The sequence below is a fragment of the Phycicoccus avicenniae genome, assembly GCF_050496545.1.
Classification (GTDB): domain Bacteria; phylum Actinomycetota; class Actinomycetes; order Actinomycetales; family Dermatophilaceae; genus Phycicoccus; species Phycicoccus avicenniae_A.
In genome coordinates this window covers 93,776-114,786 of sequence record NZ_JBNVZV010000011.1, presented here as the reverse complement: position 1 = coordinate 114,786, position 21,011 = coordinate 93,776, and the positions used below count along the sequence as shown (strand labels likewise).

General features: G+C 74.1%; 21 protein-coding genes and 1 tRNA gene. 12 read left to right on the top strand and 10 right to left on the bottom strand.

Features of this window, described 5'->3' with window-relative positions; all coding sequences use genetic code 11:
• The first annotated feature begins 72 nt into the window (after positions 1-72).
• The 4 genes from ACQZ2A_RS11360 to ACQZ2A_RS11345 all read left to right on the top strand — a co-directional run bounded on the left by ACQZ2A_RS11360 (position 73) and on the right by ACQZ2A_RS11345 (position 2,285).
• Positions 73-1,449: an FAD-binding oxidoreductase gene (locus ACQZ2A_RS11360; protein WP_430210895.1), complete on the top strand. Its 1,377-nt coding sequence runs from the start codon at positions 73-75 to the stop codon at positions 1,447-1,449.
• A 96-nt stretch (positions 1,450-1,545) separates the two neighbouring features.
• Positions 1,546-1,740, top strand: coding sequence for a hypothetical protein (locus ACQZ2A_RS11355; protein WP_430210894.1), 195 nt, complete (start codon positions 1,546-1,548; stop codon positions 1,738-1,740).
• A gap of 5 nt (positions 1,741-1,745) precedes the next feature.
• Entirely contained in the window at positions 1,746-1,931 is a 186-nt protein-coding gene (locus ACQZ2A_RS11350; RefSeq protein WP_430210891.1) for a hypothetical protein, read from the top strand.
• 105 nt (positions 1,932-2,036) lie between these two features.
• The gene (locus ACQZ2A_RS11345) at positions 2,037-2,285 is read left to right on the top strand and encodes a DUF6458 family protein (protein WP_430210888.1); all 249 of its coding nucleotides are present in this window, start codon (positions 2,037-2,039) and stop codon (positions 2,283-2,285) included.
• 115 nt (positions 2,286-2,400) lie between these two features.
• On the opposite strand, the gene ACQZ2A_RS11340 is transcribed toward ACQZ2A_RS11345, so the two are convergent.
• The gene (locus ACQZ2A_RS11340; protein ID WP_430210886.1) at positions 2,401-4,272 is read right to left on the bottom strand and encodes an acyl-CoA dehydrogenase; all 1,872 of its coding nucleotides are present in this window, start codon (positions 4,270-4,272) and stop codon (positions 2,401-2,403) included.
• Positions 4,273-4,481: 209 nt separating this feature from the next.
• On the opposite strand from ACQZ2A_RS11340, the gene ACQZ2A_RS11335 reads away from it, so the two are divergent.
• The 6 genes from ACQZ2A_RS11335 to ACQZ2A_RS11310 are packed head-to-tail and all read left to right on the top strand — an operon-like array spanning position 4,482 to position 12,167.
• Positions 4,482-4,796 carry a hypothetical protein gene (locus ACQZ2A_RS11335; protein ID WP_430210884.1) on the top strand — a complete coding sequence of 105 codons (315 nt, stop codon included), beginning with the start codon at positions 4,482-4,484 and terminating at the stop codon, positions 4,794-4,796.
• Entirely contained in the window at positions 4,793-6,127 is a 1,335-nt protein-coding gene (locus tag ACQZ2A_RS11330) for an EsaB/YukD family protein (protein WP_430210881.1), read from the top strand. The genes ACQZ2A_RS11335 and ACQZ2A_RS11330 overlap by 4 nt, the downstream gene beginning before the upstream one ends.
• 14 nt (positions 6,128-6,141) lie before the next feature.
• A complete protein-coding gene (locus ACQZ2A_RS11325; protein WP_430210878.1) occupies positions 6,142-7,185 on the top strand; it encodes a hypothetical protein in 1,044 nt (347 codons plus the stop codon).
• Positions 7,182-10,799, top strand: a complete 3,618-nt coding sequence (eccCa, locus tag ACQZ2A_RS11320; protein ID WP_430210875.1) for a type VII secretion protein EccCa — start codon at positions 7,182-7,184, stop codon at positions 10,797-10,799. The genes ACQZ2A_RS11325 and eccCa overlap by 4 nt, the downstream gene beginning before the upstream one ends.
• Positions 10,800-10,809: 10 nt before the next feature.
• The gene (locus ACQZ2A_RS11315) at positions 10,810-11,202 is read left to right on the top strand and encodes a hypothetical protein (RefSeq protein WP_430210872.1); all 393 of its coding nucleotides are present in this window, start codon (positions 10,810-10,812) and stop codon (positions 11,200-11,202) included.
• Positions 11,202-12,167 (top strand): ADP-ribosylglycohydrolase family protein, encoded by a 966-nt coding sequence (locus ACQZ2A_RS11310; RefSeq protein WP_430210869.1) that lies wholly within the window; start codon positions 11,202-11,204, stop codon positions 12,165-12,167. The genes ACQZ2A_RS11315 and ACQZ2A_RS11310 overlap by 1 nt, the downstream gene beginning before the upstream one ends.
• A gap of 19 nt (positions 12,168-12,186) precedes the next feature.
• Here ACQZ2A_RS11310 and ACQZ2A_RS11305 read toward each other — a convergent pair whose 3' ends face one another.
• Genes ACQZ2A_RS11305 through ACQZ2A_RS11280 form a run of 6 tightly spaced genes read right to left on the bottom strand, consistent with a single transcriptional unit; the run spans position 12,187 to position 16,264 of the window.
• Positions 12,187-12,678: a DUF6301 family protein gene (locus tag ACQZ2A_RS11305; protein ID WP_430210867.1), complete on the bottom strand. Its 492-nt coding sequence runs from the start codon at positions 12,676-12,678 to the stop codon at positions 12,187-12,189.
• A gap of 23 nt (positions 12,679-12,701) precedes the next feature.
• Positions 12,702-13,259, bottom strand: a complete 558-nt coding sequence (locus tag ACQZ2A_RS11300) for a hypothetical protein (RefSeq protein WP_430210864.1) — start codon at positions 13,257-13,259, stop codon at positions 12,702-12,704.
• Complete coding sequence (locus ACQZ2A_RS11295) at positions 13,241-15,202, bottom strand: hypothetical protein (protein WP_430210861.1); 1,962 nt, start codon at positions 15,200-15,202, stop codon at positions 13,241-13,243. Before ACQZ2A_RS11295 ends, ACQZ2A_RS11300 begins: the two co-directional genes overlap by 19 nt.
• A complete protein-coding gene (locus tag ACQZ2A_RS11290) occupies positions 15,202-15,564 on the bottom strand; it encodes a DUF6507 family protein (protein ID WP_430210858.1) in 363 nt (120 codons plus the stop codon). The genes ACQZ2A_RS11295 and ACQZ2A_RS11290 overlap by 1 nt, the downstream gene beginning before the upstream one ends.
• Before the next feature lie 30 nt (positions 15,565-15,594).
• On the bottom strand, positions 15,595-15,903 hold the full coding sequence (locus tag ACQZ2A_RS11285) for a pore-forming ESAT-6 family protein (protein WP_430210855.1): 309 nt from the start codon (positions 15,901-15,903) through the stop codon (positions 15,595-15,597).
• Positions 15,904-15,928: 25 nt separating this feature from the next.
• Entirely contained in the window at positions 15,929-16,264 is a 336-nt protein-coding gene (locus ACQZ2A_RS11280; protein ID WP_430210853.1) for a hypothetical protein, read from the bottom strand.
• Positions 16,265-16,390: 126 nt separating this feature from the next.
• Here ACQZ2A_RS11280 and ACQZ2A_RS11275 point away from each other — a divergent pair, with 126 nt between their 5' ends.
• Together ACQZ2A_RS11275 and ACQZ2A_RS11270 are read left to right on the top strand one after the other, a co-directional pair.
• On the top strand, positions 16,391-17,866 hold the full coding sequence (locus ACQZ2A_RS11275) for a DUF6177 family protein (RefSeq protein ID WP_430210851.1): 1,476 nt from the start codon (positions 16,391-16,393) through the stop codon (positions 17,864-17,866).
• Positions 17,863-18,399, top strand: a complete 537-nt coding sequence (locus ACQZ2A_RS11270) for a hypothetical protein (RefSeq protein ID WP_430210849.1) — start codon at positions 17,863-17,865, stop codon at positions 18,397-18,399. The genes ACQZ2A_RS11275 and ACQZ2A_RS11270 overlap by 4 nt, the downstream gene beginning before the upstream one ends.
• Positions 18,400-18,417: 18 nt before the next feature.
• On the opposite strand, the gene ACQZ2A_RS11265 is transcribed toward ACQZ2A_RS11270, so the two are convergent.
• The 3 genes from ACQZ2A_RS11265 to ACQZ2A_RS11255 form a co-directional block, all read right to left on the bottom strand.
• Positions 18,418-19,737: a D-alanyl-D-alanine carboxypeptidase/D-alanyl-D-alanine-endopeptidase gene (locus ACQZ2A_RS11265; protein WP_430210847.1), complete on the bottom strand. Its 1,320-nt coding sequence runs from the start codon at positions 19,735-19,737 to the stop codon at positions 18,418-18,420.
• Between the two features lie 120 nt (positions 19,738-19,857).
• Positions 19,858-20,328 carry an anthrone oxygenase family protein gene (locus tag ACQZ2A_RS11260; RefSeq protein WP_430210846.1) on the bottom strand — a complete coding sequence of 157 codons (471 nt, stop codon included), beginning with the start codon at positions 20,326-20,328 and terminating at the stop codon, positions 19,858-19,860.
• Between the two features lie 536 nt (positions 20,329-20,864).
• Positions 20,865-20,935 (bottom strand) — tRNA-Gly (locus tag ACQZ2A_RS11255).
• Positions 20,936-21,011 lie beyond the last annotated feature (76 nt).

The window sequence follows — 21,011 nt, the reverse complement described above, 5'->3', positions numbered from 1 at the left end:
GGTCGAGTGCGCTCGCGGTCGATGGGGCGACCACTTCCGCCCTCGACGCTGGGGATCTGCGAGGGTGGGGGCATGGACACCGACGTCGACGCAGCCGTCGCCGAGCTCGTGGCCGCGCTCCCGCAGGGGGTCGTCGCCACCGACCCCGCGGCCCTCGAGAAGTACCGCCACGACTGGACCCACGACGCGAGCGCCGGCACCCCGCTGGCCGCCGTCCGCGCCGAGAACGCCGAGCACGTTCAGGAGGCCGTCCGCTGGGCCGCGCGCCACGGCATCGGCGTCGTCCCCCGCGGGGCCGGCACCTCCCTCTCCGGCGGCTCGATGGGCGTCGACGGCACGATCGTCCTCAGCCTCGAGCGGATGCGTGCCGTCGAGATCGACACCGCCGCGCGGGTCGCCGTCGTCGAGCCCGGAGCCCTCAACGTCGAGGTGAAGAACGCCGCTGTCGCAGAGGGCCTCTGGTACCCGCCTGACCCCAGCTCCTTCGAGATCTGCTCGATCGGCGGCAACATCGCCACCAACGCCGGCGGCCTCTGCTGCGTCAAGTACGGCGTGACCACCGACTACGTCCTCGGGATGGATGTCGTCCTCGCCGACGGCCGCCTCGTCACCCTCGGCGGCAAGCGCGTCAAGGACGTCGCCGGGCTCTCGCTGCTCAAGCTCTTCGTCGGCTCCGAGGGCACCCTCGGCATCGTCACCCGCGCGGTCCTGCGCCTCGTCCCGGCCCAAGCGCCGCGCAGCACCGTCATCGCCTTCTTCCCCACCGTCGCCGACGCCGCGGCCGCCGTCATCGAGCTCGGCCGCACGGTGCGTGCCTCGATGGTCGAGCTGATGGACCGCGCCTCCATCAACGCCGTCGAGGACTTCCAGCCGATGGGCCTCGACCGTGACTCCGGCGCCCTGCTGCTCATCCAGTCCGATGCCCCGGGCGCCTCGCGCGAGGAGGAGGTGGCCGCCATCGTCGCCGCGTGCGAGGTCACCGGCGCCAAGGAGGTCGTCGCCACCGACGACCCCGACGAGGCCGAGATGTTCGTCCAGGCCCGGCGCGTGCACTTCACCGCCCTCGAGCCTCGGGGCGCGGTCCTCCCCGAGGACGTCGGGGTCCCCGTACCCCAGCTGCCGCAGCTGCTCGCCGAGGTCGAGGCCATCGCCCAGCGGCACGGCGTCGAGATCCCCGTCGTCGCGCACGCCGGCGACGGCAACACCCACCCCGCGATCGTCTACGACGCCACGGACCCCGACTCCGAGCGCCGCGCCCGGCTGGCCTTCGACGACATCATGCGGGCCGCCATCGACCTCGGCGGCACGATCACCGGCGAGCACGGGGTCGGCCGGCTGAAGAAGGGCTCGCTCGAGGACCAGCTCGGTCCCGACGTCATGGAGCTCAACCGCCGCGTCAAGGCCGCCCTCGACCCGCACGGCATCCTCAACCCGGGCTCCTTCGTCTGAGCGCCGCAGCGCCGGAACCGTGGACAACGGCGCCGCCGCGCGGGACGATGACCGTCCAACGCGCGACCCCACGGGGTCGAGAAGGGGGAAGGGGCCATGCCGACCACCATCGGACTGATCCTCATCATCGCCGTCGTCGTCCTCGGGGTCGTGGGGACCGTGTGGACCGCCGTCAAGGGCGGGCGGCGCCGCACCGAGACGAACCGCAGCCCCCACCCGGACGCCCCGTACAGCGCCGAGACGGCAGCGATGCAGGCCGACCGGCAGGCCGACCGCGGCGGGATGCTCTGAGCGCCATGTGGTGGGTCATCGGGTTGCTGGTCGTGATCGTCGTCCTCGGGCTGCTGATCGAGCGCCGTCGCCGGGCCAGCGGCAGCACGGGGGAGTTCACCGGCGAGGCGCCCTTCGGCGCGGAGTCGGCCGCCGTCCAGGGCCAGCACCGCGGAGGGCCCGGCCTGGGGTACGGCGGCGGCGGCTCCTGACGCCACGGCGACGCGCCGCACAAAGTTTGCACAAACCTTAGACGTGGCCGCTCCGCGGGGCTATGGTCGTCGCACCAGCCGACCCCGTACCCAGAGGAGACCCCCATGTACATCGGCCTCGGCATCGTCCTGATCGTCATCGGCGCGATCCTGTCCTTCGCGCTCAACATCGACCTCCCCGGCATCGACGACGACACCCTCGGCTTCATCCTCATGGCGGCCGGCGTCGTCGCCATCCTCCTGTCCTTCGCGATGCGCGGCCGCAGCAATCGCGGCTACAGCGCCACGCGCCAGTCCACCGTCGACCCCTCGACCGGCACTCGCGTCGACCGGACGGACGTCGACCCCCGCTGACGCCCACCGCACCGACGACGACGGCCCGCCCCTCAGGGGGCGGGCCGTCGGCGTGTGGGGCCGGGTCGGGAGCGCGCTCCGGGCTGCGCTCCCGACCCGGGGTCGTGGGGGCCGGTCAGAAGGCCGACTCGGGCAGGTCCATCAGCTCGTTGTCGGTCGCCTCGGCCATCGCGCGCTCCGCCGAGAGGCGGGGCAGCACCTGACGAGCATAGAACTGCGCGGCCGCCACCTTGCCCTCGTAGAAGTCCTTGTCGCGACCTTCGACACCGGCCGCGAGCGCGTCGAGGGCCACCGCCGCCTGGCGCAGCAGCAGCCAGCCGACGACGAGGTCGCCCGCCCCGAGCAGCAGGCGCGAGGTGTTCTGCCCGACCTTGTAGAGGTTCGGCAGCTCACCGCCCTGGCGCGGGTCGGACTTCATCAGCTCGCCGACCATGAACCCGAGGATGCCCTGGACGTCCTCGAGGCCCTGGCCGAGCAGCTCGCGCTCGCGGTCGATGCGGCCGCCGTGCGCGCCGAGGTCCTTGGCGAACTCCTGCATCTGCGTCGAGAGGTGGGTCAGCGCCTGGCCCTTGTCGCGGACGATCTTGCGGAAGAAGAAGTCCATGCCCTGGATGGCCGTCGTGCCCTCGTAGAGGGTGTCGATCTTGGCGTCGCGGACGTACTGCTCGATCGGGTAGTCCTGGAGGAACCCGGAGCCGCCGAAGGTCTGGAGCGACTCGGTGCCGAGCAGCACCCAGGCGCGCTCGGAGCCCAGGCCCTTGACGATGGGCAGCAGCAGGTCGTTGACGCGGTTGGCGACGTCGGCCGGCGAGCCGGTCTCGAAGGTGTGCTCCCCGGTGGCCAGCAGGTGCTGGTCGACGATGTCCTGCTGGCTCGCCGTGAACAGCACGAGCGCGCGCAGGCCCTCGGCGTAGGCCTTCTGGAGCATCAGCGAGCGGCGCACGTCCGGGTGGTGGGTGATGGTGACCCGCGGCGCCGTCTTGTCGGTCATCTGGGTGAGGTCGGCGCCCTGGACCCGCTCCTTGGCGTACTCGAGCGCGTTGAGGTAGCCGGTGGACAGCGTGGCGATCGCCTTGGTGCCCACCATCATCCGCGCGTTCTCGATGACGTGGAACATCTGCGCGATGCCGTCGTGGACCTCGCCGAGCAGGGTGCCGACGGCCGGCTTCTCGCCGCCGAACGTGAGCTCGCAGGTGGGGGAGACCTTCAGGCCCATCTTCTTCTCGACGTTGGTGACGTAGACGCCGTTGCGCTCGCCGAGCTCACCGGTCTCGAGGTCGACCGCGTACTTCGTGAGAATGAAGAGCGAGAGGCCCTTGGTGCCCGGCGCGCCGCCCTCGGGACGGGCGAGGACGAAGTGCACGACGTTGTCGACCATGTCGGACTCGGCGCTGGTGATGAAGCGCTTGACGCCGCTGATGGTCCAGGTGCCGTCCTCGTTCTGCACGGCCTTGGTGCGGCCGGCACCGACGTCGGAGCCGGCGTCGGGCTCGGTGAGCACCATCGTGCAGTGCCAGCCCTTCTCGACGATCCACTTCGCCAGCTTCTGCTGCTCGGGGGTGCCGAGGGTGTGCAGCAGCTTGGCGAAGGAGTACGAGGCGGCGAACATCGCCAGGGCGGGGTTGGCGCCGAGGAGCATCTCGTTGACGGCCCAGCGCAGGCTCGGCGGGGCGACGGTGCCGTCGAGCTCGGCCGGCAGGTCGATGTTCCAGAAGCCGCTGTCGCGGTAGGCGGCGAAGCTCTTGGCGAACGACTCCGGCATCGTCACGGCCTGGGTCTGCGGGTCGTACACCGGCGGGTTGCGGTCGGCGTCGGCGAAGGACTCGGCGATCTCGTGCTCGGCGAGCCGGGAGACCTCCTTGAGCATCTCGCGCGCGGTGTCGGCGTCGAGCTCCTCGTAGGGGCCGGACCCCAGGACGTCGCCGCGACCGAGCACCTCGAAGAGGGTGAACTCGATGTCGCGCAGGTTGCTCTTGTAGTGGCCCATGGTGGTCCTCCCGGAGACGTCGCAAAGTGAGCGCTTGCTCACCAGTGTGCTACCAGCGGGTAACCAGCGCAAGGTGGCACCCCCCGGCGACACCGCGCGGGCCCGGTTAGGCTGCCGGTCGGAGACCGTCGCGCTCCCCGCCGGGTCGGGGGCCCGGTCTCCCGGGGACGCACGACGGGGCCGGGGACGGCGGAGGATCGGTGAGGCCGGTGGCCGACAACTACGACGAGCAGCTGATCGAGGCCACGGGGGTGCGCCGCGGCCGGCTCGCCGAGGCCCTGCTCCACGGCCCCGACCGGCTCCGCCGCACGTGGGACGACCGGGTGGGCACCCACCTCGCGGGCGCCTTCCTCGCCGTGCTCGGCTGCGCGGTCTGCGTCGCCGTCGCCTTCGTCGTGCACCTGCTCGCCGACGACCCGGCGATCGGCCGGTCGCGCGCGGGCCTGCCCACGCCCGCCACGACCACGCCGACGTCCCCGCCGTCCGTGCAGCCCACGCCGACCACGACCGGGAGCCCCTCGTGAGCGCCTCCCCGACCGACCACGTCGTCGGCCCCTTCCTGCGCGCCACCGTCCTCGCCGAGGGCCGGGCGGTCGATGTCGTCCTCCCCACCGACCGGCCGGTCGCCGCCCTCGTCCCGGTCGTCCTCGAGCTGCTCGGCCATCCCGACGACGGCACCCTCCGGCACGTCGCGACGCTCGACGGCCGGGTGCTCGCCGCGGCCCGCCCGCTCGGGGAGGCAGGCCTGCGCGACGGCGTCCAGCTGCGGGTCGTCGCCGCGGCCGAGGCCCCGTCCGACCCCGTGGTCTACGACCTCGTCGACGCCGTCGAGGAGGAGCGGCCGGCCGGGGCCTGGGACGCCACGAACCGGGTGTGGGGCCTCGCCCTCGTCGCCGCGCTCCTGCTCGGGACGGCGGCGGCGGTGGCGGCCTCGGCCGGGGGCGTCGACCGTGCGGCGGTGTTCGCCACCGTCGGGATGCTCGCGCTCGCGGCCTCCCTCGCTGCTGCCCGGTGGTCCACGCGCGCCGCCGCCTGGGTGGGCTTCGGGGCGGCCTGGGCGGCGTTCGCCGTCGCCGCCGTCCTCACCACCCTCGCGGAGGGCGCCTGGCCGGTCGGCTGGCTCGTGCTGGCCCTGCCCCTCGTCGGGCTGAGCGCGGCGTGGTGCCTCGACGAGCCCCGCGCCGGGCTGGCCTCGCTGGCGGCGTGGCTGCTCTTCGTCGTCTCCGGCGGCGTGACGTGGGTGGTCACGGGCGACGTCGGCAGCACGGCGGCGGTCGTGGCGGTCGCGGCGACGGCCGTGCTCGGCCTGCTGCCGCGACTCGCCCTGGCGACCACCGGGGCGTTCGCCGTCGACACCGACCTCGGCCGCGGGCTGGACCTGCGCAGCCGGCGGGTGGTCCGGGCGGTCACCGCAGCGCACCTGTCCCTGGCCGGTGCGGTCGTGCTCACGGCGGCCACGGGCGGCGCCGCGCTCTGCACCGCCGCCCTGTCGGCGCCGGCCGACCCGTGGGTCCTCGCCCTCGTCGGCTCCCAGGGCGTCGCGTGGCTGGTGCGCACCCGCCACTTCCCGTTGGTGCTCGAGCGGGTCGTCGTCCTCGCCGCGGGCCTGCTCGGCCTCGGGGGGCTGGCCGCCGTCGGGGTCGAGCGCTGGTCGGTGGGCGCGGTCCCCGTCGTCGTCGTCCTCGTGGCCGGAGCCGTCGTCGCGCTCGGGATGGTCGCGCGCCCGCCCGGCGCGCTCGCGGCCGCGACGGGCCGGCGCTGGGCGGCCCGGGTCGAGACCGTCGCGGTCCTCGCCGGCCTGCCCCTCCTCGTCGGCGCCTTCGGTGCCTACGCCGACCTCCTGACCACCTTCTGAGCGGGAGGAGCAGCATGAGCCCCAGCGACCCGACCCCCACGGAGTGGACCCCGTCGACCTTGCGCCCACCGGCACGCGTCGATGCCGAGCCGTCCGCCCCACTGGAGCCCTCGGCCGCGGCCGACCCCTCCGCCGGGGCCGAGCTCGATCCCGAGACCGCCGGTGTCGAGGCCCCGCCGGCCGGATCCGCGCCCGACGCGCCGTCCGAGCCCACCGACCCCTCCGGCCCTTCCCGCCGGAGCCGTCCGGCGGCCCTCTACGACGAGCTCTCCCGGCGCCCGGCCCGGTCGGCGGCGGGCCGGGTCGCCGCCCACCTCGGCGCCCTCGTCGGCACCGACGCCGCCCCGAGCGAGCTGACCCAGGCGTGGGAGCAGGAGCAGGCGCCGGTCTCCACCGGGCGGCGGCTGTGGGTGGTCGGCGGGCACGGCGGGGCCGGGGCCACGACCCTCGCGGCCTGCCTGGCCCACGAGCTGCAGGCCCGCCGCCTCGACGGTGTGGCCCTCGTCGACGACGCCCCCGGCCGGATCGGCCTCGCCGACCGCCTCGTGCGGCCGCCGCACGCCGATGTCACCACCGGGTCGCGCCAGCGCCACGAACGGTCGCGGTCGCTGCTCGCCTACGCGCCGGCCTCCGCGGTCGCGGGCGAGGGCGAGCGCCTCGCCACGGACCTGCGCCGGGTCGCCGGCATGACCCTCACCGACGGCGGCCAGCGGCTCCCGGAGCCCGCGGCCCGGGTCGAGGCGCTCCTCGTCGTCGGCGAGTGCAGCGTGCGCGGGCTGGGCGCGGCGGCGGTCGTCCTCGAGGAGGCGCTGCGCGACGGATGGACCCCCGAGCGGGTCCTCGTCGTCGTCTCCAAGTCGACGCCGACCTCGGGGGTCTCGCCGGCCAAGGCCCTGCGGGCCGTCGACACCTTCGGGGTCACCGGCCTGGTGCTGCACCACGACCGGCACCTCGCCGGGGCGGCGGCACTCGACCCGACCCTGCTGGCTCCGCAGACCACCGTCGACGTCGCGCGCATCGCGGCGTGGGCGGTCCGTACCGCGGTGGCGCGGCCGTGAGCGTCCGCCTGGTCCACCGGGCGGCCCGCACGACGGCCAGCCCGCCGGGCCCCTCTGCGCACGTCGTCGAGCGCCCGCCCGTGATGCCGGAGGGTCGGGGCGGCCTCCAGGGGCTGCTGACCCTCGTGCCGCTGCTGGGCGCCGGCGCCTCGATGACGGTGATGATGCTCTTCCGCGGCTCCGGGCTGGCGGCGGTCGGCGCGCTGATGATGGTCGTGACGCTGCTGGCCTCGGTCGTCATGGTGGTCTCGCAGCGCGGCAAGGCGACCCGGGCGCGCGTCCGCCGCCGCGAGGCCTACCTCGGCTACCTCGAGCGCACGCGGTCCGGGCTGCGCGACGGCGAGGACGCCCTCGTCGAGGCGGCGCGCGAGGCCGACCCGCACCCGGCCCTCCTGCTGCCCCTGGTCCGCGAGGGCACGCGCCTCTGGGAGCGCCGCCGCGGGGACGCCGACTTCCTCGCGGTCCGCCTCGGCACGGGCAGCGTCCGGGTCCGCGAGTTCACGCGGCAGGGCGACACCGACGCCCTCACCGAGACCGACGAGTTCATGCACGGTGAGCTCGAGCTCCTCGAGGGCCGCTTCTCGACCCTCGACGAGCTGCCGGTGCGGGTGCCCCTCGACGGTGTCGGGTCGGTGAGCGTCGTCGGGGACGCCGAGTTCCGGCAGCGGGTGGCGCGCATCCTCGTCGCGCAGGCCGCGACGTTCGTCTCTCCCGAGGACCTCCACCTCGCGGCCGCCGTCGCCCCCGCCCGACGTGGTCGCTGGGACTGGCTGGCCTGGCTGCCGCACCTGGCCGACCAGCGGCACACCACCCCGCTCGGGCCGCTGCGCCGGCTCGCGCCCGACGTCGTCACCCTCGACCGGATGCTCCGCGAGGACCTGCGGCGCCGGCTGGGTCGGGCCGCCGAGGCCCGCCGCAACTACCTGTCAGGGGACCGGGCGGGCCGCGAGCCCACGCTCGTCGTGCTGCTCGACGTCGACGAGGACTCGCGCGTCATCACCCTCGGCGACCGCGAGCACGGCGCGGCCGACCTCGGCGTCACGCTCGTCCACCTCGTCGACGACCGGCGCCAGGAGCCCGAGGACGTCCGGCTGCGCATCCTCCAGTCCGGCGAGGACCCCGACCGGGCCGAGGTGCACCACTACGAGCGCCGTGATGCCCCGCCGAGCCGGCGCGCGGTCGTGCTCGACGACTGGTCGGTGTCCGAGTGCGACACGTTGACCCGCCACCTCGCCGGGCTCCGGCTCTCCCCGGACTCCCTCGAGCACGACGTGTCGACCCGCACCAACGCGATCACCGGGCTGCTCGACGTCGAGGACCCGGAGCGCCTCGACCTCGACCGGCTGTGGGGGCCGCGCACCCGCACCTCCTTCCTCCGGGTGCCGATCGGCACCGACGACCAGGGCGAGCCGGTGATGCTCGACCTCAAGGAGGCGGCGCAGTTCGGGATGGGGCCGCACGGCCTGTGCGTCGGGGCGACCGGCTCGGGCAAGTCCGAGCTGTTGCGGATGCTCGTCCTGGCCCTGCTCGCCTCGCACGGTCCGGACGACCTGGCGATGGTCCTCGTCGACTACAAGGGCGGCGCGACGTTCGCGCCCTTCGCCGACGCGCCCCAGGTCTCGGGCGTCATCACCAACCTCTCCGACGACGCGACGCTCGTCGAGCGGGTGTACGCGAGCCTGTCGGGCGAGGTGGAGCGCCGCCAGCAGGTGCTCAAGGACGCCGGCAACCTCGCCGACGTCACCGCGTACCGGCGCCTGCGCCGCGAGCGCGCCCAGGCCGGCGAGTCCCTGCCCCCGCTGCCGCACCTCCTCGTCGTCATCGACGAGTTCGGCGAGCTGCTCACCGCGAGACCGGACTTCATCGAGCTGTTCCTCTCGATCGGTCGCATCGGGCGGTCCATCGGGGTGCACCTGCTCCTCAGCAGCCAGCGCATCGAGGGCGGCAAGCTGCGCGGTCTCGACACCTACCTGTCGTACCGGATCGGCCTGCGCACGCTGTCAGAGGCCGAGAGCCGCACCATCCTCGACACCCCCGATGCCTTCTCGCTGCCGGCGCTGCCCGGGTACGGGTACCTCAAGGTCGACACGACGATCTACTCTCGCTTCCGGTCCGGGTACGTGTCCGGGCCGCTCCCCGAGGAGCAGGAGGACGTCGACGTCGCGCCGCAGGTGCTCCCGGTGCCCGCCTACGGCACGCCGGTCGACGAGGACGAGGTGGGCGTGGCCCGCCCGCCCGAGGACGACGGTGACGGCGACGAGGGCCCGAGCGGGCCGACGCTGCTCGGCACGATGGTCGGCCAGATCGCCCGCCGCCCGGCGACCGGGCAGGCGGTGTGGCTGCCGCCGCTGCCGGCGCAGCTGACCCTCGACGACGTCGCGGGCCGGCCGTCGGCGACCTCGGCGGGCGCGCGCATCCCGCACGCCGGCCACCTCAGGGTCCCGATGGGTCTCCTCGACGACCCACGGCGCCAGGCGCAGGCTGCGTGGGAGATCGACCTCTCGGCGGCCGGTGGGCACGTGCTCGTCGTCGGCGGTCCGCGCACGGGTCGCACGACCGTCCTGCGCACCCTGGCGGCCTCGCTCGCGCTCACCCACTCGCCGCTGGATGCCGTCGTGTTCGGCGTGGACCTGCTGGGCTCCAGCCTCCAGGCCCTCGACGCGCTGCCGAACGTCGCGGGCATCGGGGTGCGGAGTGACCCGGAGGTGGTGCGGCGCACCGTGGAGGAGGTGTCGGCCGTGCTCGCCGCGCGCGAGCAGCTCTTCCACGAGCTGCGCCTCGACGGGCTGCCGGCCGCCCGGGTCGCGCAGCGCGAGGGCCGGGTGCCCGACGGCGTGATGCTCGCCGACGTCGTGCTCCTCGTCGACGGCTACGGCCAGCTCGCGGAGGAGTTCGAGGAGGTCGAGCGGCTCCTGCAGCAGGTCGTGCGGCGCGGGGCCGGCCTCGGCCTCCACGTCGTCGCCACGGTGAGCCGCTGGAACGAGGTGCGGCTCGCGCAGCAGTCGTTCTTCGGGACCAAGCTCGAGCTGCGGCTCGGTGACCCGACGGAGTCCGCGGTCGGGCGGGCGCTCAGCGAGACCCTCCGCGACGCCCCGCCCGGTCGGGTGCTGCTGCCCACCGCGCTCTTCGCGCAGGTCGCCCTGCCGCGGGTCGACGGTCGGGCCGACCGCGTGTCGGCGGCCGAGGGTCTGGCCGAGCTCGTCGCGCTGGCACGCGACACGGCGGTCGGCACCGCGCAACGGGTGCGGCTGCTGCCCCCGGTCGTGCCCGCCTCCGCGCTCGAGCGTGCCGGGCGTCGTGGCCTGGTCCCGCTGGGCCTCAGCGAGTCGACGCTCGAGACCGTCGCCCTCGACCTCGAGGGCCTGGACCGGCACGTGGTCGCCATCGGCGACGCAGACCGGTCGGACCTCGATGCTGCGGCACGTCATCCGGACGCTGGTGGGGCAGTACGGGCCGGACGAGCTCGTCTTCGCGGTGGTCGACCCGCGCCGCGTCCTCAAGGGCGAGGTGCCCGAGGACTACCTCGGGGCGTACGCAGGGTCCTCGACGATGGCCGAGCGGCTCGTCGCGGCCCTCGTCCCGGAGCTGACGTCCCGGGTCCCGCACGGCGGTGAGGATTCGGATGTGGCTGTGCCGCAACCGAAGATCGTCGTCGTGGTCGATGACTACGAGGTCGTCACGGCGGGTGGAGGGTCGCCGCTGCAGGCGCTCGTCCCGTTCGTCGCGATGGCCGGCGAGGTGAACCTGCACGTCGTGCTGGCCCGCCGCACGGCGGGGGCATCCAGGGGCGTCTTCGAGCCGGCGTTCTCGGCGGTGCGGGACTCCGGCTCGGTCGGGCTGCTCTTCTCCGGTGACCGGTCCGAGGGCCAGCTCATCGGGACGGTGCGCCCGGCCCGGCTGCCCACCGGCCGGGCGCAGCTGGTGCGCACGGGGGAGCCGGTCATCACGGTGCAGGTGGCGCTCCCGGAGGATGCCGAGGAGCCGCTCGAGGGCCACGGCTTCGGGATGACGGACTGATGGTGGGGCACGGGGGTCGGCTCGACCGCGCCGTGGGGGCGTTGCTGGGGGTGCACGCGGGTGACTCCCTCGGCGCGGCGGTCGAGTTCTCCTCGCGCGAGGAGATCCTCGACCGCTACCCCGACGGGCTGTGGGACATCGTCGGCGGCGGCCCGTTCGACTGGCCGGTCGGCCATGCGACCGACGACACCGACCTGACCCGCGCGGTCCTGCTGGCCCACCTCGACCGGCCGGACGACGTCGTGCGCGCCGCGGCCGACCACATGCTCGACTGGTTCGAGGGGCGGTGGCCCGGACGTGTCGTCGGCGTCCCACCGCGTGACATCGGCGGCGCGACCCGGACCGGGCTGACGCGCTACCGCGCCTCCGGCGACCCGCGGCGGGCCGGGTCGGGCCCGGGACAGGCCGGAAACGGGTCGCTGATGCGCTGCGTCCCGACAGCCCTCGCCGAGCGTGACGCGCGCCGTCGCGTCCGGCTCGCCGTGGAGATCTCGGCGGTGACGCACGACGACCCGCGGTGCACCGCGTCGTGTGCCGCCTACGTCGAGATGGTCGCGGCGCTGCTCGATGGTGCGGAGCCCGTGATCGCCCTCGAGGTCGCCGTGGAGACGGCCCGGGGCTTGGGCGTCGACGAGGTCGTCGAGATCCTCGAGGACGCTCGGCGGCCGTCGGTCCCCGACCTCGTGTCCGGTCGGGCCCGGCTCGCCGGCGACGGAGGGGGGTTCGTGCTGGACTCGTTGCAGATCGCCGTGGCCGCGGTGCTCGACCCCCGTCCGCTCGAACCGGTTCTGGTCGACGTCGTGCGGATCGGGCGCGACACCGACTCGAACGCAGCGATCGCGGGTGGGCTGCTCGGTGCCCGGGACGGCGCAGCCGCCGTCCCCGACCGGTGGGTCCGGCTGCTCCAGTTCGCCGACGAGCTCACGCACGGGGCCGAGACGCTGTGTGGGGACCCCGGCACCTGAGCGATGCAGCGAGCCCGGGTCAGTACCCCCGGCGGCGTTCGATGGCGGCCATGTGCGGGGTGACGTACCCGGCTTTGAGGGACTTGCGGTACTTGACGATGTTGACCCGTCCGCCGCTGGGTAGGTCCCACCGTGCCTGGGGGTAGTCGCTGTCCTCGTCCATCATCCGGTACGGACCCCAGGCCTGTGCTAGGTGGCGCACGGTGAGGGTGAAATGGTCATCGCGCCAGGCCAGCCACTCGGGGCTGTCGTGGTGTTCGCGTTCGAGGTCGCTGATGTTGAACCCCACGTCTGAAGTGCCGGATGGCGACGCGTTGACCGAAACGTTGGGCCAGTTCAGGCCGGCGGCGTGGTTGCGCATGAATCCTTCGTCGTTGAGCGTCCAGCCGAGCCGGCCGACCAAGTGCTGCTTGGCATCAGCCTTCGACAGCGGCCAGGGCAGGGCGTCGATGACGGTGAGGATCCGCAGGGTCTCCTCAGGGGCGATCGCGCGCCAGGTCATGGTGCCCATCTGGGGGAGGAGGGGATCAGGGATCATCCGGTCTTGGTGGCCGGGCCCGGGGCTGCGCCGGGGGCGACCTCGAAGCGGTCCCAGTCGCCGAACTCGGTGAGCGCGGGCACCCAGAGGTCGTCGACCGGGACGTCGCGGTACTCGGTGACCTCTTCGCGGCGGGTGTCGGCGCGGTAGGCCCCGACGCGGACGTACCCGTCGGGTCGGGTGCGGTACTGCACCTTCGCCGACATGTCCGTGCGGTTGTACAAGGTCGCAATGTCGGGGTAGCTGTAGAACGTCGCGGTCTCCAAGAACATCCGCTGTCCGTGCGGGTCGTGCCCGCCGTCGTAGTCGTGCCCAGCCAGGAGGGACCCGCTGGGGTAGTAGGTGTGTACTCGCACGAACGCCTTGGCCGGGGCGATCTCCAGGGTGTAGCGCGGCACCCTTGACTCGGGGGTGTCCAGGGCGGTGACCGAGAACCACGGCTCCTTCGCCTCGAACCACGCCCTGGCGGTGTCCTCGTCGATCTCGTCCACCGGGTGCGCCCGCCGGGAGTTCCATCGCTGGCCGTACCGGTAGATCACTGCAAAGCGCTCCATTCCTGGGTGTAGTTGCGGCCAGTCACGTCCACGATATCGACCTCGATCTGGTCCGAATAGCGCAGGACGTCGTCGGGGATCCGGGTGTGGGGTGGCACCTCGAGCTGCAGCGCGCCGTCGAGCTTTGTGCCGATGAGGTCCTCGAGGCCGGCGCGGCGCAGCATCGCGTGGTTGGCAGGTGTGTCGGCGATGGTCTCACCGGTGTCGTACTTGGCCTTGACCTCGTCGAGGTAGCCCTTGGCGGTCTCGAAGCGCACGAAGGACAGGTCGGTGTGCTTGCGCGAGACGATGCGTTCAGACGCGGGGTCGTAGGAGTCCAGGACCTTGCCGTTGTCGAGCCGCAGCTCGTTGACGGGGTAGCGGTCGTGGTTGATCCGGTTGAACTCCTGCCCGGCTTCCATCCGCTGTCGCCAAGGTTCGAGGTCCCTGGTGGCATCGGTGATGAGGTTGTCGACCGCGTACGGGTTGTCGGGGTCGTACAGGTGACTGCGGTACGGCGCGTCATCGACCGTGTCGACCGAGGTGGGCGTGGTGCGCGGGCCGGTGCCGTCGGCCGGCCCGTCGGGGTGGGTGGGCGCCTCGGGGGTGGCGTCGTGCGGGGCCGGATGGTCACTGAAGGGCCGGGTGGTCGGGTGGTCGGGAGCGCCCGGGCCGCGGCTGGTCAGGTCGGGGTGGTCGGTGCGGGGGTGGGCCGGGGCATCGGCCTCGCGGCGCATCGCCGAGGTGTCGTCGAGCAGCGAGCGCGGGACGCCGGCCGGCTCGAGCCCGGGCAGCCGCAGCCGGGACGCGGCGCGCTCCCCGAGGGCGGAGAAGTCGTCGAGGCGGGCGGACAGGACGCTGCCGAGACGCACCCGGGACGCCGCCGCGGCGGCTCGCACGTCGACCGCGGCGCCGACCTCCAAAAGGCGGGCGAAGCGGGTCGCGGCGGCGCCCTTGATCCCGCCCTTGACCGCTGCGGCGGACCCGCCGGTGCCGATCGCCGTGATGACGTCGAGGCCGACGCTCCCGCCGGCGTACCAGCCGGAGGTGTCCCAGTCGTCCCAGGCGACGATGCCCTTGCCCACGGTCAGCAGTCGCTGCGATGCCTCCATGCTGCCCTGCGGGTCGGAGGCGAAGGAGCCCATCGCGCTGCCGGGTGACGCGAAGCGGCTCGCGTCCTGTGCGAGCTGCCACAGCCCGGACCAGCCCGCCTTCGCCCGGCCACTCCCGTCGGCTCCGAAGAGATCGCCGAAGAAGCCGACCGCCCCCGTGACCGACTCGGACGCCCCGCCGAGCAGCATGTTCGTGCGCACCAGCCAGTTGTCGCTGTCCCACATCACCGGGTGCCCCCACGGGGCGTCGCCGGAGCGCGACATCGCGACGTAGGCCTCGGCGGTCATCCCGTAGGTCGTCGTGTCGCCGGCCCACGTCTCGCCGCCGGCCTCGTAGTGCTCACCGCCCCAGATGTCCCCGATCGCGTTGGCACAGTCGCGCTCGGCCGCCTCCTTGTCCGCCAGGAGCTGCGCGGCCCGCTCGTTGAGCGCGTTCTCGCGGTGGAGCAGCTGCTCCTGCTCCCCGGTGATCGCGTCCCACGCCGACTCCAGGACGTTGTTGTCCCGGTCCTCGGCGTCGATGCTCGCCCGGTCCGCGGTGAAGGCGTCCATGTCGGCGACGAGGGCCTGGCGCTGGGCCCGCAGCTGCTCGAGCCGGTCGCCGTAGGCGCTGAGGGCCCGGGCCACCACGGCGGCCTTGTCGGCGGCGGCGTCGGCCTCGGTGACCGGCACCTCCATCGCCGCGAGGACCTCACCCTGCTCGGGCGCCGTGTAGTAGCCGACGAGGCCGAGCCATGACGCACGGACCTCGCGGGAGCGGTCGCGCACGGCCCGGAACGCGGCGACGACCTCGGTGCCCGAGGCCCGGACCGCCCCGGGGTCGTCGAGCTGGACGAGTCCGGCGGTGTCCATCAGCGCGTCACCCCGTGGGCCGCGACGCCGGGGGTGTCGGTGGGGTAGGCCGCCAGCGCCGCGTTGCGCTGGGCACGCGCGGCCATCTCCTGGTCACCGGCGACGTAGAACGACACGGCATCGGTCGTGCCCTGCAACGCCGAGTGCGTGTGCCCCACGATGCGCTCCAGGTGCGGTTGGGCCGCCTCCTGCACGAACTCGCCGAGCCGTTGCACCACGAGCGGGCTGTTCGGCAGCGCGGACACGGCGGCCTCGGTGGCGGCGTCGACCCCGCCGAGGTCGGCCTCGTACGCGGCCGCGGTGTCGGCGGCACGCTGGATGACGCGCCCGGCTCCGGGCACGTCGATGTCCCACGTCGTCACGGAGTCCCCCCGCGGTCGGACCCGTGCGGGTCAGCCGATGTTCTGGACCGCCGAGCGGGCCCGCCCCTGGGCCGCCACCGCGGTCTCGTCGTTGCGCCCGAGCGTGCTGCGGACGAGGTCGATGATGCCGCGGACCTCGCCCGAGGCCTGGCGCCAGCGCTGCTCGACGTGCTGGTACTCCTCGGACACGCCGTCGGCCTGGAAGTCCGACATCGCCGCGTTCACCTGGGCGTCGCGCTGGGCCATCAGGGCCTCGAGGCGGCCGATGATCGAGCCGATGTCGGACTGGACGGCGCCGGAGACGCCGGTGTCGAACGAGATGCGGTCGCTGCTGGGCATGGTTCTCCTCCTCGGTCCGGGTGGCTCAGGCGCGCGACGAGAAGCGTGCGCCGTCGAAGTTGGCCTGGCCCTGCGCCTGGCTCGCGTTGTCGCCGGCCTCGAGGTCGCCGGTCTGGAAGGCGGTGTCCATCCCGCCCTGGCCCTGGAGGATCATCCCCAGCGAGCCGTTCAGCTCGGCGGCGACCTCGTCGGTGCGGGCCTTGAAGGCGTCGAAGGCGCGTCGACCGGCGCCGTTGAACTTCCCCTCGAGCGGCTCGACAGCCGCGACGAGCTGCTTGACGAGCGCGCCGAGGTCCTGGTGCGAGCCCTCCGTGCCCTTCGACAGCGTGCTGAGCGTCGCGTCTCCCATGTCGAACTTCATGTCGACCTCCCCTTCGTGCGGGCGAACCGCGGTCCCTCCGGGCCCCACCCCTGTCCTCCATCACACCTCACCTCGTGACGAACGGCAACCCCGTGCCACGGGCCGGCGTCTGCCACGATGGCCGCCATGTCGTTCGACCTCGTCGTCGCCACCCGGCGCGACATCGACCCCACCGACCTCCTCCTCGCCGTGGACGAGGTTGCGCCCGAGGGCCTTTCGCCGACCATCGATGCCGACCGCGGCCGCCGGGTGGTCGCCGTGCGCGACGGTGACGGGCGCGAGCTCGTGTGGGTCGGACCCACGCGGTCGGTGCAGCGACCGGTCGCGCAGGCGCGGCGGCTGGGGCTCGGGGTGCTGACCGACGACGAGTCGTCCTGGACCGAGCTCTGCGTGCGCGAGCGGGGCGACCTGCCGTTCGCGCGGGCGCTGGCCGAGCGGCTCGTCGGGTCGGCCGGCGGGCGGGTCGTCGACGTCACGTCGGCCGATGGTGTGCCGGCGGACGTCCCGGACCGGACGGATGCCGTGGACCTCCCTGAGGTCCCGGGTCCGGCCGCCGGGGCCGGGCCGGCCTCCTCGCCGCCCGCGCCCTTCGACGCCGCCGGCGAGACCGAGTGCGTCCTCGTGCAGCGCCGGCCCGTGCTGGGTCTCGGGCCGTGGCTGACCCACGCCCTGCTCACCGCGAGCGAGGACGGTCGGCGGCTGGTCGTCGTCACCCCGCCCGCGACCCGCCTCACCCCGGTCCTCGACCGCTTGGTCCACCACGGCGCGCTGCGCTGGGTCGTCGACGACGGCGACCGGGCCGTCGAGGTGCACCGACGGGCGCCCGTGCGCTGGGACGGGGACGCGATGGTCGACGTCGTGGGGGAGGGCGGGGACGCGGAGGAGTCTCTCCCGATCGGGGTGGACGCCGGCTGGGCCCTGCACTGCGAGACCGAGACCCTCCTCGCGTACGACGACCCCGCCGTCGGCCGCACCGCCGAGGCGCTCGTCGCCGCCCTCGGCCTCCCGCCGCTGGGCGAGGCGGGGCTGATGGAGCCGGGTGAGGCGCCCTGGTCCGTGGAGACGCTCACCGAGCTGGCGCGGGACCGGTCCCCGGAGAACACGCGCCTCGCCGTCGCCGGGGACGGCGCCGACGGCACCCTCTCGGTGCTGCCCCAGCCCGGCGGGGTCCTCGAGCGGGTCGAGCTGCTCGCCGAGGCCGGAGACGCCCCTCGCGACGCCGCCGCGCTGCGCTCGCTCGGGGAGGCGCTGCTCGATGCCGGCGTCCAGCTCGGCATCGTCGGCTACCGGTCCGCGAACGCGTCCCGTCTCCTCGGGGCGGGGTCGAACGGCGCCGTGCTCCCGGCCCTGCTCGTCGCCCACCCGGCACGCTTCCCGGGGCTCACGGCCGAGCGTCTCGCCGAGGCCGTCCCGGGGCTGGGCGCCCATCGTCCGGAGGTCATGGTCTTCCCCGCGCCCGACGGCCTCGAACCGGAGGAGTCCCGCCGGACCCTCGAGCAGTGGCACGCCGCCCTCGCCCTCCTGCGTGCCGAGGACTCGCTCGCCGCGCGGGCCGCGGCAGCGCCGGACGGGACGCGTGGAGGGGCATACTCGGGCAGGTGAGCAGCGCGCAGGACGTCCTCGACGAGGCGCGCCGGCACGTCGAGGCCGGCCGGTCGTGGAAGGCCCGTGACCTGCTCGCGGCGCACGTCGAGGTCGAGGACGACACCGAGGCGCTCACCTTCCTCGGGCACGTGCTCCACGGGATGGGGGACCTGCCCCGTGCCGGCGCCGTGTGGTTCGCCGCCGGCGCCAAGGGCCCGGAGGCCGACGAGGCCGTCGCCGCGTGGCGCGAGCAGTGCGCCGACGACTTCGCCGTGATGTGGCGCTCGCTGCCGTCGCCGGTGCGCTCCGAGCCGCGCGCGGCGCGCATCGAGGCCCTGCACACCCGGGCCCGTGACGTCGACCCGCGGCTCGACGACGCCCCCGAGCCGCTCGTGCGGGCCGGTGAGCTCGTCGACGACGAGGACGGCGAGGAAACGGCCCAGGGCGTGGACGCCGCCCAGGTCATCGGATGGATCCTGGCCGCGCTGTTCGTCGTGGCGGCGGTCATCGGCGTGGTCACCGTGCTGGGCTGGATCTTCCCCAATGCGTGACGCCCGCGCGGGTTCGGCTCAGTAGCAACCGTTCACGGTGGCGGCCAGCATGTCGACGTCCTGGCGGAGGCGCAGCGTCGACTCCTTGCCGTTGACGACGAACGCGAACACCTTGACGCGACCGTCCTCGGCGCGGGTGAACCCGGCGAGCGAGACGACGTCGGCCAGGCGCCCGGTCTTGGCCCACACCTTGCCCGCGGCGCACTTCGACGGTGATGTGGTGAAGCGGGAGTACTTGGCCGCCAGCGTGCCGGTCCGGCCGGCCGTGGGCATCGCGGCGACCAGCCGCATCGGGGCGAGCTTCGGGTAGCGGCTGTCGATGCCGCGGTCGACGATGCGGGCGATCTGGACGCTGGAGAGCCGGTCGGAGCGGGAGAGGCCCGAGCCGTCGTACAGCGCGGTGAGCGCGAGCCCCTGGCCCTGGAGCACCTTCGACTGGGCGGTGCGGGCGCCGGTCCACGAGGCCCCGGTCCCCTGCTTGATCCCGACCAGCTTGTGCAGCGCCTCGGCGATCTCGTTGTCGCTGCCCAGGAGCATCCGGCTGACGAGGGTCGCCACGGTCTGGCCGCGGCTCAGCACGATGGTCGTCGAGGTGGGGGCTGCGTTCGCGCGGCCCGCGTAGGAGGCGGTGGGGATGCCCCGCGCCCGGAGCCGGTCGCGGAAGTACACGCCGACGTCGAGGGAGGTGTCGGAGAAGCCGCGCTGGTCGCGGACCAGGCCCCGCACCGGGGCGATCGAGTCGGGGACGTAGCTGGCCTTCCAGCCGGGGGCAAGGCTCGGCGTGGGGAACACGTCGTCGTCGACCCACACGCGGGACGAGGTGATGCCCTGCTCCTTCAGCCAGGCGGCCGTCAGGCGGGCCATGGCGTCGAGCTGGGCGCTCGAGAGGCCGGGGTCACCGGTGGCCTCGACGACGACGTCACCGCGCGTCGGCATCGTGCGCACCCGGGTCGTCCAGCGAGCGTCCGGGCCGAAGACCGTCAGGGCGTTGTGGGCGGTCACGAGCTTGGTCGTGGAGGCCGGCATCAGGGCCGTCGACCCACCTCTCGTCCAGATCAACGTGTTGCTCCCGGCGTCGAGGACGGTGCCGGAGAACGCGGTGCCGAACCGGGCGGTGGTGACCCTGCTCTTGAGGGCCCTGTTCAGCCGCAGGTCGGCGGCCGTGTACGTGTACGCGGCGGCGGCTGCCGGGGCGGCGGCCGGGGCCACGGCCGCGGCGGTGGCCGGTGAGGAGGCGCGCGGGCCGGTGACGGCGCCGGCGGTCGGGGCGCCGGCGGCGAGGGCGGCCGCGACGGAGACGACGAGTGCGGTGCGGACCGAGCGGGAGGGGAGGTGCATCGGAGATCCTCGGAAGACGGGACGACAGAGACGTCCGCTGCCCCTGCATGCGGTGGGAGGAGGCTACTCCCGCGGACCCGTGCCGGCCCGGTGGACGCGCGAGCCGTGACCGAGCAGGGCCTACGCCAGGGTCAGACCCCAGGCGACGCACGCCAGTGCGCCGACGGACGTCGCCACGCGCACGAGGTTCCACCGCACCCAGGTGTGCTCCTCGAGGGCCGCGCGGGCGGCTGCCGTGGAGGCGGGGTCGCCGGCGAGGGCCTTGAGCCGGTCGTTGCGGGGGAGGTGGACGATGGCGGTCACGGCCGTGGTCACGAGGTGGAGGACGAGTGCGGCGGCCACCCAGGGTGCCGCGGGGTCGCCCCAGGTGACGGCCAGGGCCGCGCCGGCGAGGAGCGGGGCGCCGAGGAAGGAGGTGAGGAGGAACCAGGGGTTGACGATCCGGCGGTCGAGGGCGGCGTAGGCGGCGACGAAGGTCGTGTCACCCGCCGCGCGCAGGGCCGGCAGGACGGTGTGCGCGTAGAAGAGGTACACCCCCGCGACGAGTCCCGCGCAGACGGTCGCCGCGAGAAGGAGGAGACGGGCCGCCATCCGGCGAGCGTAGTGAGACCCGTGCCGTCGCGGCCATCCCCTCGGCGTGGCCGGGGCCGACACCTCCTCGTGGTTCGAGGTGAATCTGGACCGTCTGGTGGTGCGCTATCACCTCGAACGAGTTGCTCAAGCCCGCGTGGTCCTCTCGGTCGAGGTGAAACTGGGCCCCCTCAGGGTCCGGTTTCACCTCGACCGGCGTGCTCGGGCCCCACGCGGATGCTCGGGCTCCCAGCGGATGCTCGGGCCGATGACGGGATCCGTCGCGTGGGGGCGCTTCGCGCCGGCGGCTCCGCCCATGCAGAGCATGGGACCCGCCGATTCCCGGCCACCTCACCAGTGACGCAGAACGGACCGGGCGGAGAAGCGTTGCCCGGTCCGTTCTGCGTCAGAGCCGATGACGGGATCCGTCGCGTGGGGGCGCTTCGCGCCGGCGGCTCCGCCCATGCAGAGCATGCGACCCGCCGATTCCCGGCCACCTCACCAGTGACGCAGAACGGACCGGGCGGAAAAGCGTTGCCCGGTCCGTTCTGCGTCAGAGCCGATGACGGGAATCGAACCCGCGTGTCCAGCTTGGGAAGCTGGCGCTCTACCATTGAGCTACATCGGCGTGCCGGGTCGAGATCCACACGAGCGACCTCCCCGGCGCCGGGAAGTCTAGCCGAACCGCACCCCGGCACCGCACC

What these genes read in the sequence shown, in the direction of transcription:
- ACQZ2A_RS11360 (WP_430210895.1), top strand. Translation starts at nt 73, where the DNA reads ATGGACACCGACGTCGACGCAGCCGTCGCCGAGCTCGTGGCCGCGCTC.
- ACQZ2A_RS11325 (WP_430210878.1), top strand. Translation starts at nt 6,142, where the DNA reads ATGAGCCCCAGCGACCCGACCCCCACGGAGTGGACCCCGTCGACCTTG.
- ACQZ2A_RS11355 (WP_430210894.1), top strand. Translation starts at nt 1,546, where the DNA reads ATGCCGACCACCATCGGACTGATCCTCATCATCGCCGTCGTCGTCCTC.
- ACQZ2A_RS11265 (WP_430210847.1), bottom strand. Translation starts at nt 19,737, where the DNA reads ATGCACCTCCCCTCCCGCTCGGTCCGCACCGCACTCGTCGTCTCCGTC.
- ACQZ2A_RS11280 (WP_430210853.1), bottom strand. Translation starts at nt 16,264, where the DNA reads ATGAAGTTCGACATGGGAGACGCGACGCTCAGCACGCTGTCGAAGGGC.
- ACQZ2A_RS11260 (WP_430210846.1), bottom strand. Translation starts at nt 20,328, where the DNA reads ATGGCGGCCCGTCTCCTCCTTCTCGCGGCGACCGTCTGCGCGGGACTC.
- ACQZ2A_RS11295 (WP_430210861.1), bottom strand. Translation starts at nt 15,202, where the DNA reads ATGGACACCGCCGGACTCGTCCAGCTCGACGACCCCGGGGCGGTCCGG.
- ACQZ2A_RS11350 (WP_430210891.1), top strand. Translation starts at nt 1,746, where the DNA reads ATGTGGTGGGTCATCGGGTTGCTGGTCGTGATCGTCGTCCTCGGGCTG.
- ACQZ2A_RS11310 (WP_430210869.1), top strand. Translation starts at nt 11,202, where the DNA reads ATGGTGGGGCACGGGGGTCGGCTCGACCGCGCCGTGGGGGCGTTGCTG.
- ACQZ2A_RS11300 (WP_430210864.1), bottom strand. Translation starts at nt 13,259, where the DNA reads ATGGAGCGCTTTGCAGTGATCTACCGGTACGGCCAGCGATGGAACTCC.
- ACQZ2A_RS11340 (WP_430210886.1), bottom strand. Translation starts at nt 4,272, where the DNA reads ATGGGCCACTACAAGAGCAACCTGCGCGACATCGAGTTCACCCTCTTC.
- ACQZ2A_RS11285 (WP_430210855.1), bottom strand. Translation starts at nt 15,903, where the DNA reads ATGCCCAGCAGCGACCGCATCTCGTTCGACACCGGCGTCTCCGGCGCC.
- ACQZ2A_RS11305 (WP_430210867.1), bottom strand. Translation starts at nt 12,678, where the DNA reads ATGGGCACCATGACCTGGCGCGCGATCGCCCCTGAGGAGACCCTGCGG.
- ACQZ2A_RS11275 (WP_430210851.1), top strand. Translation starts at nt 16,391, where the DNA reads ATGTCGTTCGACCTCGTCGTCGCCACCCGGCGCGACATCGACCCCACC.
- ACQZ2A_RS11345 (WP_430210888.1), top strand. Translation starts at nt 2,037, where the DNA reads ATGTACATCGGCCTCGGCATCGTCCTGATCGTCATCGGCGCGATCCTG.